Origin of the sequence: Mycobacterium europaeum (genome assembly GCF_002102155.1) — a bacterium.
Classification (GTDB): Bacteria; Actinomycetota; Actinomycetes; order Mycobacteriales; family Mycobacteriaceae; genus Mycobacterium; species Mycobacterium europaeum.
Map to the genome: position 1 here is coordinate 39,266 of NZ_LQOU01000040.1, position 14,845 is coordinate 54,110.

14 protein-coding genes and 2 pseudogenes are annotated in these 14,845 nt (G+C 68.7%); 12 read left to right on the top strand and 4 right to left on the bottom strand.

The features are described from left to right. Positions 1-6 precede the first annotated feature (6 nt). From AWC03_RS18495 to groL, 10 genes are all read left to right on the top strand, one after another. The gene (locus AWC03_RS18495; protein ID WP_085242172.1) at positions 7-1,428 is read left to right on the top strand and encodes an NAD(P)H-hydrate dehydratase; all 1,422 of its coding nucleotides are present in this window, start codon (positions 7-9) and stop codon (positions 1,426-1,428) included. 15 nt (positions 1,429-1,443) lie between these two features. Then, on the top strand, positions 1,444-2,826 hold the full coding sequence (gene gad, locus AWC03_RS18500) for a glutamate decarboxylase (protein WP_085242173.1): 1,383 nt from the start codon (positions 1,444-1,446) through the stop codon (positions 2,824-2,826). Positions 2,827-3,053: 227 nt separating this feature from the next. After that, positions 3,054-4,229 carry an alanine racemase gene (gene alr / locus AWC03_RS18505; protein WP_085242174.1) on the top strand — a complete coding sequence of 392 codons (1,176 nt, stop codon included), beginning with the start codon at positions 3,054-3,056 and terminating at the stop codon, positions 4,227-4,229. Positions 4,230-4,281: 52 nt separating this feature from the next. Further along, on the top strand, positions 4,282-5,334 hold the full coding sequence (locus tag AWC03_RS18510) for an alpha/beta fold hydrolase (protein WP_142278433.1): 1,053 nt from the start codon (positions 4,282-4,284) through the stop codon (positions 5,332-5,334). After that, positions 5,327-5,791: a tRNA (adenosine(37)-N6)-threonylcarbamoyltransferase complex ATPase subunit type 1 TsaE gene (gene tsaE / locus AWC03_RS18515; RefSeq protein ID WP_085242176.1), complete on the top strand. Its 465-nt coding sequence runs from the start codon at positions 5,327-5,329 to the stop codon at positions 5,789-5,791. Before AWC03_RS18510 ends, tsaE begins: the two co-directional genes overlap by 8 nt. Continuing rightward, positions 5,788-6,411 (top strand): tRNA (adenosine(37)-N6)-threonylcarbamoyltransferase complex dimerization subunit type 1 TsaB, encoded by a 624-nt coding sequence (gene tsaB / locus AWC03_RS18520; RefSeq protein ID WP_085242225.1) that lies wholly within the window; start codon positions 5,788-5,790, stop codon positions 6,409-6,411. Before tsaE ends, tsaB begins: the two co-directional genes overlap by 4 nt. Further along, complete coding sequence (gene rimI, locus AWC03_RS18525) at positions 6,408-6,875, top strand: ribosomal protein S18-alanine N-acetyltransferase (protein WP_085242177.1); 468 nt, start codon at positions 6,408-6,410, stop codon at positions 6,873-6,875. The genes tsaB and rimI overlap by 4 nt, the downstream gene beginning before the upstream one ends. After that, a complete protein-coding gene (tsaD, locus tag AWC03_RS18530) occupies positions 6,872-7,903 on the top strand; it encodes a tRNA (adenosine(37)-N6)-threonylcarbamoyltransferase complex transferase subunit TsaD (protein WP_085242178.1) in 1,032 nt (343 codons plus the stop codon). Before rimI ends, tsaD begins: the two co-directional genes overlap by 4 nt. Positions 7,904-8,103: 200 nt before the next feature. Beyond that, positions 8,104-8,406, top strand: a complete 303-nt coding sequence (gene groES / locus AWC03_RS18535) for a co-chaperone GroES (RefSeq protein WP_007167930.1) — start codon at positions 8,104-8,106, stop codon at positions 8,404-8,406. A gap of 81 nt (positions 8,407-8,487) precedes the next feature. Beyond that, the gene (gene groL, locus AWC03_RS18540; protein ID WP_085242179.1) at positions 8,488-10,110 is read left to right on the top strand and encodes a chaperonin GroEL; all 1,623 of its coding nucleotides are present in this window, start codon (positions 8,488-8,490) and stop codon (positions 10,108-10,110) included. A 324-nt stretch (positions 10,111-10,434) separates the two neighbouring features. Here groL and AWC03_RS18545 read toward each other — a convergent pair whose 3' ends face one another. Both AWC03_RS18545 and AWC03_RS27050 read right to left on the bottom strand, forming a co-directional pair. After that, positions 10,435-11,697 carry a fatty acid desaturase family protein gene (locus tag AWC03_RS18545; RefSeq protein WP_085242180.1) on the bottom strand — a complete coding sequence of 421 codons (1,263 nt, stop codon included), beginning with the start codon at positions 11,695-11,697 and terminating at the stop codon, positions 10,435-10,437. Positions 11,698-11,830: 133 nt separating this feature from the next. Beyond that, positions 11,831-12,073, bottom strand: coding sequence for a hypothetical protein (locus AWC03_RS27050; RefSeq protein WP_142278431.1), 243 nt, complete (start codon positions 12,071-12,073; stop codon positions 11,831-11,833). Between the two features lie 404 nt (positions 12,074-12,477). Between AWC03_RS27050 and AWC03_RS18550 the strand changes: the two genes are divergently transcribed. Together AWC03_RS18550 and AWC03_RS18555 are read left to right on the top strand one after the other, a co-directional pair. After that, complete coding sequence (locus AWC03_RS18550) at positions 12,478-12,759, top strand: hypothetical protein (protein WP_085242181.1); 282 nt, start codon at positions 12,478-12,480, stop codon at positions 12,757-12,759. A gap of 6 nt (positions 12,760-12,765) precedes the next feature. Beyond that, a pseudogene (locus AWC03_RS18555) lies at positions 12,766-13,846 on the top strand (ATP-binding protein); the annotation flags it as partial. Between the two features lie 36 nt (positions 13,847-13,882). Here AWC03_RS18555 and AWC03_RS18560 read toward each other — a convergent pair. Both AWC03_RS18560 and AWC03_RS27935 read right to left on the bottom strand, forming a co-directional pair. Then, positions 13,883-14,149 (bottom strand): annotated as a pseudogene (locus AWC03_RS18560) (hypothetical protein); the annotation flags it as partial. Between the two features lie 106 nt (positions 14,150-14,255). Beyond that, on the bottom strand, positions 14,256-14,633 hold the full coding sequence (locus tag AWC03_RS27935) for an HPF/RaiA family ribosome-associated protein (RefSeq protein ID WP_244275356.1): 378 nt from the start codon (positions 14,631-14,633) through the stop codon (positions 14,256-14,258). Positions 14,634-14,845: the final 212 nt, after the last annotated feature.

Genomic DNA, 14,845 nt, shown 5'->3' on the forward strand with positions numbered 1-14,845 from the left:
GCTGAGGTGCGGCACTACTACTCCGTAGACGCGATCCGCCAGGCCGAGGCGCCGCTGCTGGCCAGCCTGCCCGACGGGGCCCTGATGCGGCGCGCGGCCTTCGGGCTCGCCGCCGAGATCGTCGCCGAATTGCGCGCCCGCACCGGGGGCGTGGCCGGCCGCCGGGTGTGCGCGGTCGTCGGCTCGGGCGACAACGGCGGCGACGCGTTGTGGGCCGCCACATTCGTACGTCGTCGCGGTGCGGCCGCCGACGCGGTCTTGCTCAACCCGGAGCACACCCACCCCAAGGCGCTGGCGGCGTTCCGGAAGGCCGGCGGGCACGTGGTGGAAAGCGTCCCGCCCACAACGGATCTGGTCATCGACGGGGTGGTGGGCATCTCCGGCTCCGGACCGCTGCGCCTGGCCGCGGCCGAGGTGTTCGCCGCGGTCGACGAGGCGGGCATCCCGGTGGTGGCCGTCGACATCCCCAGCGGCATCGACGTGGCGACCGGGGCGATCGCCGGCCCCGCGGTGCACGCCGTCCTGACCGTCACCTTCGGCGGCCTCAAGCCCGTGCACGCGCTCGCCGACTGCGGCCGGGTGAAGCTGATCGACATCGGCCTCGACCTTCCGGACACCGACGTGCTCGGTTTCGAGGCCGCCGACGCCGCCGCGCGCTGGCCGGTGCCCGGCCCGCACGACGACAAGTACACCCAGGGCGTGACCGGGGTGATGGCCGGCTCGTCGACGTATCCGGGCGCGGCCGTGCTGTGCACCGGGGCCGCCGTCGCTGCGACGTCCGGGATGGTCCGTTACGCGGGCAGCGCGCACCGCGAGGTGCTCGCCCACTGGCCCGAGGTGATCGCGTCACCCACCCCGGCATCGGCCGGGCGGGTCCAATCCTGGGTCGTCGGGCCCGGATTGGGCACCGACGACACCGGGGCCGCGGCGCTGTGGTTCGCGCTGGAGACCGACCTGCCGGTGATCGTGGACGCCGACGGGCTGACCATCCTGGCGGCGCATCCCGAGCTGGTCGCCAACCGCAAGGCGCCCACGGTTCTGACCCCGCACGCCGGTGAATTCGCCCGCCTGGCGGGTAACCCCCCCGGGGACGACCGGGTGGGCGCGTGCCGCAAGCTCGCCGACACCTTCGGCGCCACGGTGCTGCTCAAGGGGAACGTCACCGTGATCGCCGATCCGGGCGGCCCGGTGTACCTCAACCCGGCCGGGCAATCCTGGGCGGCCACCGCGGGCTCCGGCGACGTGCTCTCCGGCATGATCGGCGCGCTGCTCGCGGCGGGCCTGCCGGCGGCCGAGGCGGCCGCGGCGGCGGCGTTCGTCCACGCCCGGGCGGCGGCGCTGTCGGCCGCCGACCCGGGGCCCGGTGACGCGCCGACGTCATCGTCCCGCATGGTTCCGCACATCAGGGCCGCGCTGGCCGCCCTCTAGAAAGGACTTTCCGCAGTGCCCCAACATCCTTCCCTGCCCGCCCACGCGATCGCCCCCGCCTACACCGGTCGCTTGTTCACCGCGCCGATACCCGCGCTGCGAATGCCCGACGAGTCGATGGACCCCGAGGCGGCCTACCGCTTCATCCACGACGAGCTGATGCTCGACGGCAGCTCGCGACTGAACCTGGCGACCTTCGTGACGACCTGGATGGACCCCGAGGCCGGGAAGCTGATGGCCGAGACGTTCGACAAGAACATGATCGACAAGGACGAGTATCCGGCGACCGCGGCCATCGAGCAGCGCTGCGTGTGCATGGTGGCCGACCTGTTCCACGCGGACGGCCTGAACGACGCCGACCCCTACAGCGCCTGCGGCGTGTCCACCATCGGCTCCAGCGAGGCCGTGATGCTGGGCGGGCTGGCCATGAAATGGCGATGGCGGGCCAAGGTCGGGAAGGGCTGGGAGGGCCGTCGGCCGAACTTGGTGATGGGCTCCAACGTCCAGGTGGTGTGGGAGAAGTTCTGCCGCTACTTCGACGTCGAGCCCCGCTACTTGCCGATGGAGGAGGGCCGCTACGTCATCACCCCCGAGCAGGTCGTCGACGCCGTCGACGAGGACACCATTGGGGTGGTGGCGATCCTGGGGACCACCTACACCGGCGAGCTGGAACCGGTCGCCGACGTCTGCGGGGCGCTGGACAGACTGGCGGCCGGCGGGGGCGTGGATGTCCCAGTGCACGTCGACGCCGCCAGCGGGGGGTTCGTGGTGCCCTTCCTGCATCCGGAGCTCAAGTGGGACTTCCGGCTGCCCCGGGTGGTGTCGATCAACGTCAGCGGCCACAAGTACGGGCTGACCTACCCCGGCGTCGGGTTCGTGGTGTGGCGCAGCAAGGAGTATCTGCCCGAAGAGCTGGTGTTCCGGGTGAACTACCTCGGTGGCGACATGCCGACTGTCACGCTGAACTTCTCCCGCCCCGGCAACCAGGTGGTCGGCCAGTACTACAACTTCCTGCGCCTGGGCCGTGAGGGCTACACCAAGGTGATGCAGACGCTGTCCGGGACGGCGCGGTGGCTGGGCGAGCAGCTCCGGGTCAGCGACCACTGCGAGCTGGTCTCGGACGGTTCGGCGATCCCGGTGGTCGCGTTCCGGCTCGCCGGGGACCGCGGGTACACCGAGTTCGACGTCTCCCACGAGCTGCGGGGTTACGGCTGGCAGGTGCCCGCCTACACCATGCCCGACAACGCCACCAACGTCTCGGTGTTGCGCATCGTGGTGCGCGAGGGGTTCTCGGCCGACCTGGCCCGCGCGCTGCACGACGACGCCGTCTCCGCGCTGGCCTCGTTGGACAAAACCAAGCCCGGCGGCCATTACCACGCGCAGCATTTCGCGCACTGAAGCAACTCGACGCTCGGCGGCTATAGCGAAGATCACAGGTACTTCGGGCGACACCAGACGGTTTGAACCGGACATGTTCCCCAGCTCGTCGCGCCCGACGTGTCGCTCGGAGGCGGGCACATGCGGTGCCGCCCGGTGCGGGGGCGCATGGGGCGCCTGCGGCTGCTGGGGCATCGGGGGGCGGTGGGCGGGCGGCGCCTGCGGCCGGTTCTGGGACAATGGCGGCCATGAAAGGGTGGGCCGTTACGCCGATCTCCCTGACGCCGGGCCTGGTCGCCGAGGCCCTGGTGGACCTGGGCGCGATCGAGCACAACGTGCGGTTGCTGTGCGAGCACGCCGGCCGCGCGCAGGTGATGGCCGTCGTCAAGGCCGACGGCTACGGCCACGGGGCCACGCAGGCCGCGCGGGCGGCGCTGGCCGGGGGCGCGGCCGAGCTGGGCGTCGCCACGGTCGCGGAGGCGCTGGCGCTGCGCGCCGACGGGATCGCCGCGCCCGTGCTCGCCTGGCTGCACCCGCCCGGCATCGACTTCGGGCCGGCGCTGCTGGCCGATGTGGAGATCGCGGTCTCCTCGGAGCGTCAGCTTGACGAGCTGCTGGACGCGGCGCGCCGCACGGGCCGGACCGCCACGGTCAGCGTCAAGGTCGACACCGGGCTGAACCGCAACGGCGTGCACCCCAGCCAGTACCCGTCGATGCTGACCGCGCTGCGCCGGGCCGTCGCCGACGAGGCCGTTCGGCTGCGCGGCCTGATGTCCCACATGGTGTTCGCCGATCAACCGGCCAACCCCGTCAACGATCTTCAGGCCCAACGCTTCAGCGACATGCTCGAGCAGGCGCGCGAGCAGGGGGTGCGGTTCGAGGTGGCGCACCTGGCGAACTCGTCGGCCACCATGTCGCGGCCGGACCTGGCCTTCGACCTGGTGCGGCCCGGGGTCGCGGTGTACGGGCTGAGCCCGGTGCCCCAGCTCGGCGACATGGGGCTGGTGCCGGCGATGACGGTGAAATGCCCGGTGGCGCTGGTGAAGTCGATCCGCGCCGGCGAGAGCGTCTCGTATGGGCACACCTGGACCGCGGAACGCGACACGAACCTGGCGCTGCTGCCGGTCGGCTATGCCGACGGTGTCTTCCGGTCGCTGGGAGGACGATTGGACGTGTTGATCAACGGCAGGCGGCGGCCGGGGGTCGGCCGGATCTGCATGGACCAGTTCGTCGTCGACCTCGGCCCCGGCCCGACCGACGTGACCGAGGGTGACGAGGCGATCCTGTTCGGGCCCGGCAGCAGCGGGGAACCCACCGCGCAGGACTGGGCCGACCTGCTCGGCACCATCCACTACGAGGTGGTGACCAGCCCCCGTGGGCGCATCACCCGGACCTACCGCGAGGCGCGAACCATTGAGCCGTGAGAAAGCCCGCGGGCGCCAGAACGGGAGGGCGTGGCTCGCGGGCGGCGCGGGGGTGACCGCCCTGGCGACCATCGTCGGAGCCTCGGCCCGCCGCTCGATGATCCAGCGCGCCCGCGGCGCCGAAGACCCCTACGCCGACGAGGATTTCGACCGGATCGACGACGACCGCCGCTCGGTGGTCACCACCCCGGACGGGGTGTCCCTGGCGATCCGCGAGGCCGGGCCCGCGGACGCCCCGCTGACCATGGTCTTCGTTCACGGATTCTGTCTGCGCATGGGCTCCTTCCATTTCCAGCGGACGCGGCTGCCCGAGCACCTGGGCCCGGACGTCCGGATGGTCTTCTACGACCAGCGCGGGCATGGGCAATCCGACGAGGCGCCGCCGGAGACCTACACGCTGACCCAACTCGGCAAGGACCTGCAAAGCGTGCTGCAGGTGGTCGCGCCGCGGGGGATGGTGGTGCTGGTGGGCCACTCCATGGGCGGCATGACGGTGTTGTCGCACGCCCGCCAATTCCCGGACCAGTACGGGTGCCGGATCGTCGGGGCCGCGCTGATCTCGTCGGCGGCCGAAGGCGTCGCCAGGTCCCCGTTGGGCGAGATCCTGAAAAACCCGGCGCTGGAAGCGTTCCGGTTCACCGCGCGGTCGGCACCCAAGCTGATGCACCGCGGCCGCAACGTGTCTCGCTCGCTGATCGGCCCCGTCCTGCGGGCCGCCTCCTACAGCGACCTGCACGTCAGCCGCAGCCTGGACGCCTTCTCCCAGCGGATGATGAACGGCACGCCCATCCCGACCATGGTGGAGTTCCTGGAGGCCCTGGAGGCGCACGACGAAACCGCCGGCCTGTGGACCCTGCTGCGCATCCCGACCCTGATCGCCTGCGGCGACCACGACCTGCTGACCCCGGACGAATACTCCCGCAAGATGGCGGCGTCGCTGCCGCAGTCCGAGCTGGTCATCGTCCCCGGCGCCAGCCACCTCGCGCTGCTGGACAAGCCCGAGGCCATCAACGACGGCCTGATCCGGCTGGTCAAGCGGTCGACTCCGGGCCGCGCGCGGCTCGCGTTGCGGCGTGCGTGGGAACGGTTGCGGCGCCATGGATGATTCCGGGGGCGCGGTCACGCTGGATCGCGTCGAGGACACCGTCGCCCTGGGGTCGCGCCTCGGTGAGCAGCTGCGCGCGGGCGACGTGGTGGTGCTCACCGGTCCGCTCGGCGCGGGAAAGACCGTGCTGGCCAAGGGGATTGCCGCGGCGATGGACGTCGACGGCCCGGTCACCTCACCGTCGTACGTGCTGGCGCGGGTGCACCCGCCGCGGCGGCCCGGCGCACCGGCGATGATTCACGTCGACATGTACCGCCTCTTGGACACCGACGGCGCCGACCTGCTCGGCGAGCTCGACTCGCTGGACCTCGACACCGAACTCGACGACGCGGTCGTCGTCGTGGAGTGGGGGGAGGGCATCGTCGAACGCCTCGCCGAGCGTCACCTCGACATCCGCCTGGAACGCCTCAGCGGATCCGACGTGCGGATCGCTTCCTGGCAGTGGGTGCGTTCGTGACGCTTGTGCTCGCCCTCGACACCGCCACCCCCGCGGTGACCGCCGGGATCGTGCGCCGCGACGACCTGGCCGTGCTGGCCGAGCGGGTCACCGTCGACGCCCGGGCGCATGCCGAACGGCTCACCCCGAACGCGCTGGACGCCCTCGCCGAGGCCGGGCTGACCATGGGCGACCTGGATGCCGTCGTGGTGGGCTGCGGCCCCGGCCCGTTCACCGGCCTGCGCGCCGGGATGGCCACCGCCGCGGCCTACGGCCACGCGCTGGGCATCCCCGTGCACGGCGTGTGCAGCCTGGACGCCATCGGGGTGCGCACCGCCGGCGAGGTGCTGGTGGTCACCGACGCCCGCCGCCGCGAGGTCTACTGGGCGCGCTACCGCGACGGGTTCCGCGTGGAAGGGCCGGGAGTCGACGCCCCCGCCGACGTCGATCCCGGCGCCGCGCAGGCGGTGGCCGGCTCGAAGGAGCACGCGGCGTTGTTCGGCCTGCCGCACTGCGGGCCGGTCCACCCTACGCCGGCCGGCCTGGTGGCCGCGGTGCCCGACTGGTCGCAGCGCCCGGCGCCGCTGGTGGCGTTGTATCTGCGCCGCCCCGACGCCAAACCGATGGCGGCGCGCGGGTGACGGCCCCGAGCGAACCCGTGACGCTCGGCGCGCTGACCCCCGCCGACGCTGCGCGCTGCGCGGAGCTGGAACGGCAGCTGTTCGACGGTGACGACCCGTGGCCCGCGGCGGCCTTCAACCGGGAACTGGCCAGCCCGCACAACCATTACGTGGCCGCGCGCGCCGGCGGCGCGGTCGTCGGGTATGCCGGAATCTCGCGGCTGGGCCGCACCCCACCCTTCGAGTACGAGGTGCACACCATCGGCGTGGACACCGCCTACCAGGGCCAGGGGATCGGCCGCCGGTTGCTCGAGGAGCTGCTGGTCTTCGCCGAGGGGGGTGTCGTCTTCCTGGAGGTGCGCACCGACAACGAGGCGGCCATCGCGCTGTACCGCAGCGTGGGATTCGAGGAGATCGGCCTGCGCCGGCGCTACTACCGCGCCAGCGGCGCCGACGCCTACACCATGCGCCGGGGGGCCCAATGATCATCTTGGCCATCGAAACCTCCTGTGACGAAACGGGAGTCGGGATTGCGCGGCTCGACCACAACGGCGCCGTGACGTTGTTGGCCGACGAGGTGGCGTCCAGCGTCGACGAACACGTTCGCTTCGGCGGCGTGGTTCCCGAGATCGCGTCGCGGGCGCACCTGGAGGCGCTCGGCCCCACGATGCGCCGGGCGCTGACGACGGCGGGGCTGCAGAAGCCCGACATCGTCGCGGCCACGATCGGGCCGGGTCTGGCCGGTGCGCTGCTGGTGGGAGTGGCTGCGGCCAAGGCGTATGCGGCCGCGTGGGGGGTGCCGTTCTACGCCGTGAACCACCTGGGCGGGCACTTGGCCGCCGACGTCTACGAGCACGGTCCGCTGCCCGAGTGCGTGGCGCTGCTGGTGTCCGGCGGCCACACGCACCTGTTGCACGTGCGGTCCCTGGGCGAACCGATCGTCGAGCTCGGCAGCACGGTCGACGACGCCGCCGGCGAGGCCTATGACAAGGTGGCGCGGCTGCTGGGTCTGGGCTACCCCGGCGGCAAGGTGCTCGACGAGCTGGCCCGCAGCTGCGGCCGGGAGGCCGCAGAGATCCCCGTGTTCCCGCGCGGCATGACCGGCCCCGCCGACGACCCGTACGCCTTCAGCTTCTCCGGGCTCAAAACGGCCGTGGCCCGCTACCTGGAGAGTCACCCCGATGCGGTGAACGCCGATGTCGCCGCCGGGTTCCAGGAGGCCGTCGCCGACGTCCTGACGATGAAGGCGGTGCGCGCCGCGACGGGGCTCGGCGTTTCGACGCTGCTGATCGCCGGGGGAGTGGCCGCCAACTCGCGGCTGCGGGAGCTGGCCGAGCAGCGCTGCGCGGCGGCCGGGCTGACGCTGCGGATCCCCAGGCCGCGCCTGTGCACCGACAACGGGGCGATGATCGCCTCCTTCGCCGCGCACCTGGTCGCCGCCGGGGCGCCGCCCTCCCCGCTGGACGTGCCCAGCGACCCCGGCCTGCCGGTGGTAAAAGCCCAGGTCGGCTGATCGCTCATAGCGAATACCCAATACGCAGCGGGGCGCCCTTGAGTGCTAGCACTCTCGTGTATAGAGTGCTAGGTGGCAATCGGCCAAACCCTGTGTCGGCACCCGCGACGACGGCGCTCGGGCACGGACGACTGCCGAATCCCTTGATAATTCCGGGGCAGCCGTCCCGGACCCGATCTAACTAGTGGAGGGCTCCAATCGTGGCGAAGGTGAACATCAAGCCACTCGAGGACAAGATTCTCGTGCAGGCCAACGAGGCCGAGACCACGACCGCGTCCGGTCTGGTCATTCCTGACACCGCCAAGGAGAAGCCGCAGGAAGGCACCGTCGTCGCAGTCGGTCCCGGCCGCTGGGACGAGGACGGCGAAAAGCGGATCCCGCTGGACGTCTCCGAAGGTGACACCGTCATCTACAGCAAGTACGGCGGCACCGAGATCAAGTACAACGGCGAGGAGTACCTGATCCTGTCCGCGCGCGACGTGCTGGCTGTCGTATCCAAGTAAGGACCGTGTTCCGCCCCGGCGATCCCCGCGCACAACCGCGGGCGATTTCCGGGGCGGCATGCGTTCGGGTGAAGGAGCCTGATGAGCAAGCTGATTGAGTACGACGAAACCGCCCGCCGCGCCATGGAGGCCGGCGTGAACAAGCTCGCCGACGCGGTACGGGTGACGCTGGGGCCGCGGGGTCGGCACGTGGTGCTGGCCAAGGCATTCGGCGGGCCGGCGGTGACCAACGACGGCGTCACCGTCGCGCGCGAGATCGACCTGGAGGACCCGTTCGAGAACCTGGGTGCTCAGTTGGTGAAGTCGGTGGCCACCAAGACCAACGACGTCGCCGGCGACGGCACCACCACGGCGACCGTGCTCGCGCAGGCGTTGATCAAGGATGGCCTGCGCATGGTTGCCGCCGGCGCCAACCCCATCGAGCTGGGCGTGGGGATCGGCAAGGCCGGCGACGCGGTGTCCGAGGCGCTGCTTGCGGAGGCCACCCCCGTCTCCGGCAGGGAGGGCATCGCGCAGGTGGCGACGGTGTCGTCACGCGACCCGCAGATCGGTGAGCTGGTCGGCGAGGCGATGACCAAGGTCGGCGCCGACGGCGTGGTCAGCGTCGAGGAATCCTCGACCTTGAACACCGAGCTGGAGTTCACCGAGGGCGTCGGCTTCGACAAGGGTTTCCTGTCGGCGTATTTCGTCACCGACTTCGACTCGCAGGAGGCCGTGCTCGACGACCCGGTGATCCTGTTGCACCAGGAGAAGATCAGCTCGCTGCCCGACCTGCTGCCGATGCTCGAGAAGATCGCCGAGATGGGCAAACCGCTGCTGATCATCGCCGAGGACATCGAGGGCGAGGCCCTGGCGACCCTGGTCGTCAACTCGATTCGCAAGACGCTGAAGGCGGTCGCGGTCAAGGCGCCGTTCTTCGGTGACCGGCGCAAGGCGTTCCTCGAGGATCTCGCGGTGGTCACGGGCGGCCAGGTGATCAATCCCGACGCCGGCCTGCTGCTGCGCGAGGTCGGCACCGACGTGCTGGGTTCGGCCCGCCGCGTGGTGGTCAGCAAGGATGACACCATCGTGGTCGAGGGCGGCGGTTCCAAGGACGCGGTCGAGGCCCGCATCAAGCAGCTGCGCGCCGAGATCGAGAACAGCGACTCGGACTGGGACCGCGAGAAGCTGCAGGAGCGGCTGGCCAAGCTGGCCGGCGGCGTGGCCGTCATCAAGGTCGGTGCCGCCACCGAGACCGCGCTCAAGGAGCGCAAGGAAAGCGTCGAGGACGCCGTCTCGGCCGCCAAGGCGGCCGTCGAGGAGGGCATTGTCGCGGGCGGCGGAACGGCGCTCATCCACGCCCGCAAGGCGCTGACGGAATTGCGCGGGACGGTGAGCGGCGACCAGGCGCTCGGGGTCGACGTGTTCTTCGAGGCGTTGGCGGCCCCGCTGTACTGGATCGCCACCAACGCCGGGCTGGACGGCTCGGTCGTGGTCAACAAGGTCAGCGAGCTGCCCGTCGGGCAGGGGCTGAACGCCGAGACGCTCGCCTATGGCGACCTCCTCGGCGCCGGCGTCATCGACCCGGTCAAGGTGACCCGCTCGGCCGTCGTCAACGCGGCGTCGGTGGCCCGCATGGTGCTGACCACGGAGACGGCCATCGTCGAGAAGCCCGCCGACGCGGACGATGACCACGGCCACGGCCACGGGCATCACCACCACTAAACGCACCTCCTAACGAAGCGCCCCCGGTCAGTTGGCCGGGGGCGCTTTCGTTTTCGGAGAGGGGCGTTGCTCCTAGACGGGTTTGACCCAGAAGCATGGCAACGCGGACGACTACGGCCAAGCTCACTGAGCAGTCGGGACAGGGTCGGACTGGTCAGTCCCACTATGCCGCGTCCCGCGGCTGAGCGAACGCGACACCTGTCAGCGGGTTTTCAAGATCGATCCCGGCACTATTGATGATGGCAGTGCGGACGCGCTGGCTCCTATATGACGGTCAAAGCTGCTGCACTTGGCCACGCCGTGGGAGCGGCGCAGGCCCGACATCTACGCCTGATCGATGCCGCCCTTCATCGAGGCACGGGCGCGACGGTGTTGGCGGATCGCTGTGTTGAGCCCGCGACGGCGCCCTCTTCCTAGGTCAATGTCGGCGAAACCCGGCTCCAATTCGGTAAACATCCGCTCGCTGCGGGTCTCCGGAGCGTCGTCGGCGGTGTCGCGCAAATACTGGTTGGGCAGCGACAGCTTGGCCAGCGTGCGCCAGGTCTTGGCGTACTGCACCAGGAACGAGCCCGTGGTGTAGGGCAGGTCGTACTTGTCGCAGACCTCGCGCACCCGCACCGCGATCTCGTGCAGCCGGTTGCTGGGCAAGTCCGGGTACAGGTGGTGCTCGATCTGATGGCACAGGTTGCCGCTCATGAACCGCAACGCCGGCCCGGCCTCGAAGTTGGCGCTGCCCAGCATCTGGCGCAGATACCACTGGCCCCGGGTTTCGCCGATTATGTCGGGCTTGGTGAATTTGTCTGCGCCATCGGGGAAATGGCCACAGAAGATGACGGCGTTCGCCCAGACGTTGCGGATCACGTTGGCCACCACGTTAGCCTTCAGCGTCGATGTGTACGTCGCCGCTGGCGACAGCGAGGTCAGCGCCGGGAACGCAATGTAGTCCTTGACCACCTGCCTGCCGGCCTTGGCCGAAAACTCACGGATCCGCAGGAGGGTGAGGTCGCGCTCCGGTCCAGCCTTGAGAGCCTTGCTTAACTCGATGGGCTGCAAGCCAATTCCCCACTCGAATCCAAGAGCGAGGACGGCATTGAAGAGCAGGTTGCCGACGTTGAAGGGCTCCCAGGGTTGGTCACGGGTGACTCGCAGGATGGTGTAGCCCACATCGTCGTCCATGCCGACGATGTTGGTGTATTTGTGGTGCTGAAAGTTGTGGGTGAAGCGCCAGTGTTTTGACGCCGCACTCATGTCCCACTCCCATGTCGAGGAGTGGATCTCGGGATCGTTCATCCAGTTCCACTGGCCGTGCATGACGTTGTGGCCGATCTCCATGTTCTCGATGATCTTGGCCACACCCAGGGTCACCGTTCCCGCCCACCACACAGAGCGTTTCGAGCTACCGGCCAGCATGAGCCGGCCGGCCACCTCCAGGGCGCGTTGCGCGGCAATGGTGCGGCGGATGTAGCGCGCGTCGCGCGCGCCACGGGATCCCTCGATGTCGAGCCGGATCGCGTCCAGCTCAACGGCGAGATTTTCGATATCGGCGTCGGTCAGGTGAGCGAATGCCGGTATGTCGGTAATCGCCATCGTGTCCCCTCTTTCGGGCGTGTATGTCGGGTGCCGAGCGTTCTATCGGATGTTCGATAGGACTCAGTCTTTTGGGCGTCGTTTGGATTTACCTTGGCCGGTTTAGCCCTTTCCTGCCTGATCGGCGTGTCTTTCATTGCGCGACAGGGTTTTCCGGTGTCGCCGGCAGGTTGGTTCTTGCTTGGTCGCCGGTCGAGTGAATGCGGAACTGGTGGTACTCCGGATTCCGGCTAACGAGGGGATGGGCGGATTGTGCATGCTGTCTGGCCGCGACGGGGTCGAAATCGGAATGTGCGGCGGCGAGCGAATGCTCATCAAGTTCGGCGGCGTACAGCCAAACCTTCTCCGGACTGGCTGAAGGACTCAGCAACTGCAACGCTACACCCATCGGGTACGGGGGGCATCTCAGATTCAGTCCTTCCCAGGCGCTCAGCAGTACTGTTGGCGCTGTCTCAGTTGACGATCGCTCGGCCGGCTGCGCCCAATCATCCGGACTCACATGAAGACCGATCGGGTCGTGGCCGTTGTCGCCGTCGCGCCATCGGCGATCCGGATTGTTTCGCCCTGGGTGGGTTGGCTGACGCGGCAGCCCAGTCAACCCCTACTGCCGGCACCGAGCCCGCTACCGCGCCGATCCCGGGTAGGTACGAAATGGTGTAGCGTCAAGGTGCTGAGAACTTCAGCTGGTGCGGGATGAGTTTGGCCGCGTTCGCCGCTTACCTCTAGGAGCATTGGCTCCGAACCCTCACACGCCGGTGATCAACGGGACTTCAGATCACCATGACTACTTCACTTGCTTTCCGTGCCGACACCCGTGTTTTCCTGATTGACCTGACCCGGACCGAACCTACTGACGATCCGCAGGGGTCGCGGGACTGGTTCAACCGGGCGAAGATGCTCGAGTTCAACTCGCCGGCCGAGCCGATGGACACACTCCAACAGGCACCGACGGGTGCGACCACGGTCGACGCGCCGGGCGTGACAAGCTTCGTGACCGGCGCGAACGCGCTCGTCGTTGCCGTCCGCATCCCGATTGACAGGAATGACCATGTCTGCTGTTAAAGCGGCGAAGCGAAGCGTGACATCGGAACCGAACTACTCTCCGGTGCCGATGCCCGCAACGGTCTGTCGGCCCATCGCCCAGCAAGCTCTCGATCTGACGGGCGCAGAGATCACACTGGTCGCGGTCGCGATCAACCACGACATACCCACGTCGGAGGTGGCCGATCTGATGATCGTGGAAACCGCCGGCTCCGCAATAACCTCGACGCCGGGCCCTGTCATCCGCGTTGCCGGTACCTCAGTCGGGCAGGCCTTCGTGGAGCGAACCCCTCGACGTCTCAACAACTTCGACGTCGCCATCGACGGCGTCCAACGTGCCGGCCCGGCGCTGGTGCTTCCGCTGCGCACCACCGATACGGTGGTGGGGGTGTTGGTCGCGGTGCGGCGAGACGGCGCCCGGACGTTCAGCGACGAGCAGCTCGACATGATGGCCGCATTCACCGACCAGGCGGCGCTCGCCTGGCAGTTGGGGGCCACACAGCGCCGGGCGCGCCAACTCGACATTCTCGCTGACCGCGACAGAATCGCCCACGATCTGCAGGACCACGTGATTCGAGGGATCTTTGCGGTCGAACTGGATCTACAGGGGACCATTCCGCGGGCCCGATCTACTGAGGTGCAGCAGAGACTGTCCGGCAGCATTGCTGATCTTCAAGGCGTCATTCGGGAGATTCGCACCGCAATTTTCGGCCTGGACGGGGCACCGCCGGGCACCGCCCGGCTGCGACATCGGCTCGACGAGGCAGTCGCGCGCTTCTGCGGATCCGAACTGGAGACCACGGTTCAATTCGTAGGCCCCTTGTCGATTGTCGATGCTGCACTCGCCGATCACGCCGAAGCCGTTGTGCGCGAAGCGGTCAGCAACGCCGTCCGGCATGCCGCCGCGACCAGACTTGCGGTGACGGTCAAGGTCGAGGACGGCGTGTGCATCGAAGTGGTCGACGACGGTCGAGGCGTCCCCGGCGACGTAACCGGCAGCGGCTTGACCAACTTGCAGCACCGAGCGCGGCAGGCCGGCGGCGCGTTCACCATCGCGGGTGCCCCCGGTGGAGGCACCGTGCTGCGCTGGTCAGCACCGCTGCCGTGATCATCGCACCGCTGCGACCACGAGTGGCTCAGGGAGTTATCCAGCGGCGGTTGTATCTTCGGCGGTTGGGGGTTGTCCGTTGCCGCCGGTGAGCGTCGCGGTCATGCCGGGGAGCAGCAGATCGAGGAAGCGGTCCAGCTCGGCGGCGCCATCATAGGAGGCCAGGGCGGGTGCCAGGGCGCGCAGTTGAGGGAATTCGGTGATCGCGAGCCGGTGAAGACCAAGCCGGAGCACATGGTCGGTTTCCTCGGGTCGCTCGATAACCTCCTGCAACTCATTGAGGATGTGGCCGTACAGGTAACCGTCCCGTCCCTCTGTCTGCCCGCGAAAATGAGCTGCTGGTTGTGACGCTTCCTACCAAATAGGTCGATTTACAAAATATCGCGATCGAGAAGGGTGGAGGCGACCCCTAGTGGCGGATCGTCGCGCTGTTGCGCCGGCGGCCGCTCATGGGGTCGCGCGCTGACTTCTGGTGTTCAAGTTGCCGGATCAGCTCACGCTTTGCTTCGCAGATAGCGCGGGTGATGTCCGGGTTCTCAGCGGTCGCCACCAGTGGCGGACGGCCGGGCAGACTCGTGCGCAAAGTGACGCGCTGCTCCTTGCCGCCGCGGTCCTGCAACGAGACTTCCACATCGATGTCCCGCGGATCCCATCGTCCCAATAGGTGCGGACCGAGCGTCGACAACGTCTCCAATACATGTGGACGCTCCTGTTCTTTGAAACCCGCACCGACGTGAAGCACCTGCTCGCCGAACGCATCTCGTTGTTCGTTGTCAGGGTTGATCATGGTCGTCCTCCGTAGAACTGCAGGGTGCACGCGGGCGCTCGGCGTCTTTCCCGACGCGTGTCGTGGTCGTGCCATGTTCGAACCGAACTCCCGGTAACAGACGGAAACCCGTTGATCGTTCGGCGAACTCCAGATGAGTTCCGGCGATAGCTGGGTTTCCGGTATGTCTCAATTAGACGCCCTTCACCGCCGTATGTCAACAATGTTGACAC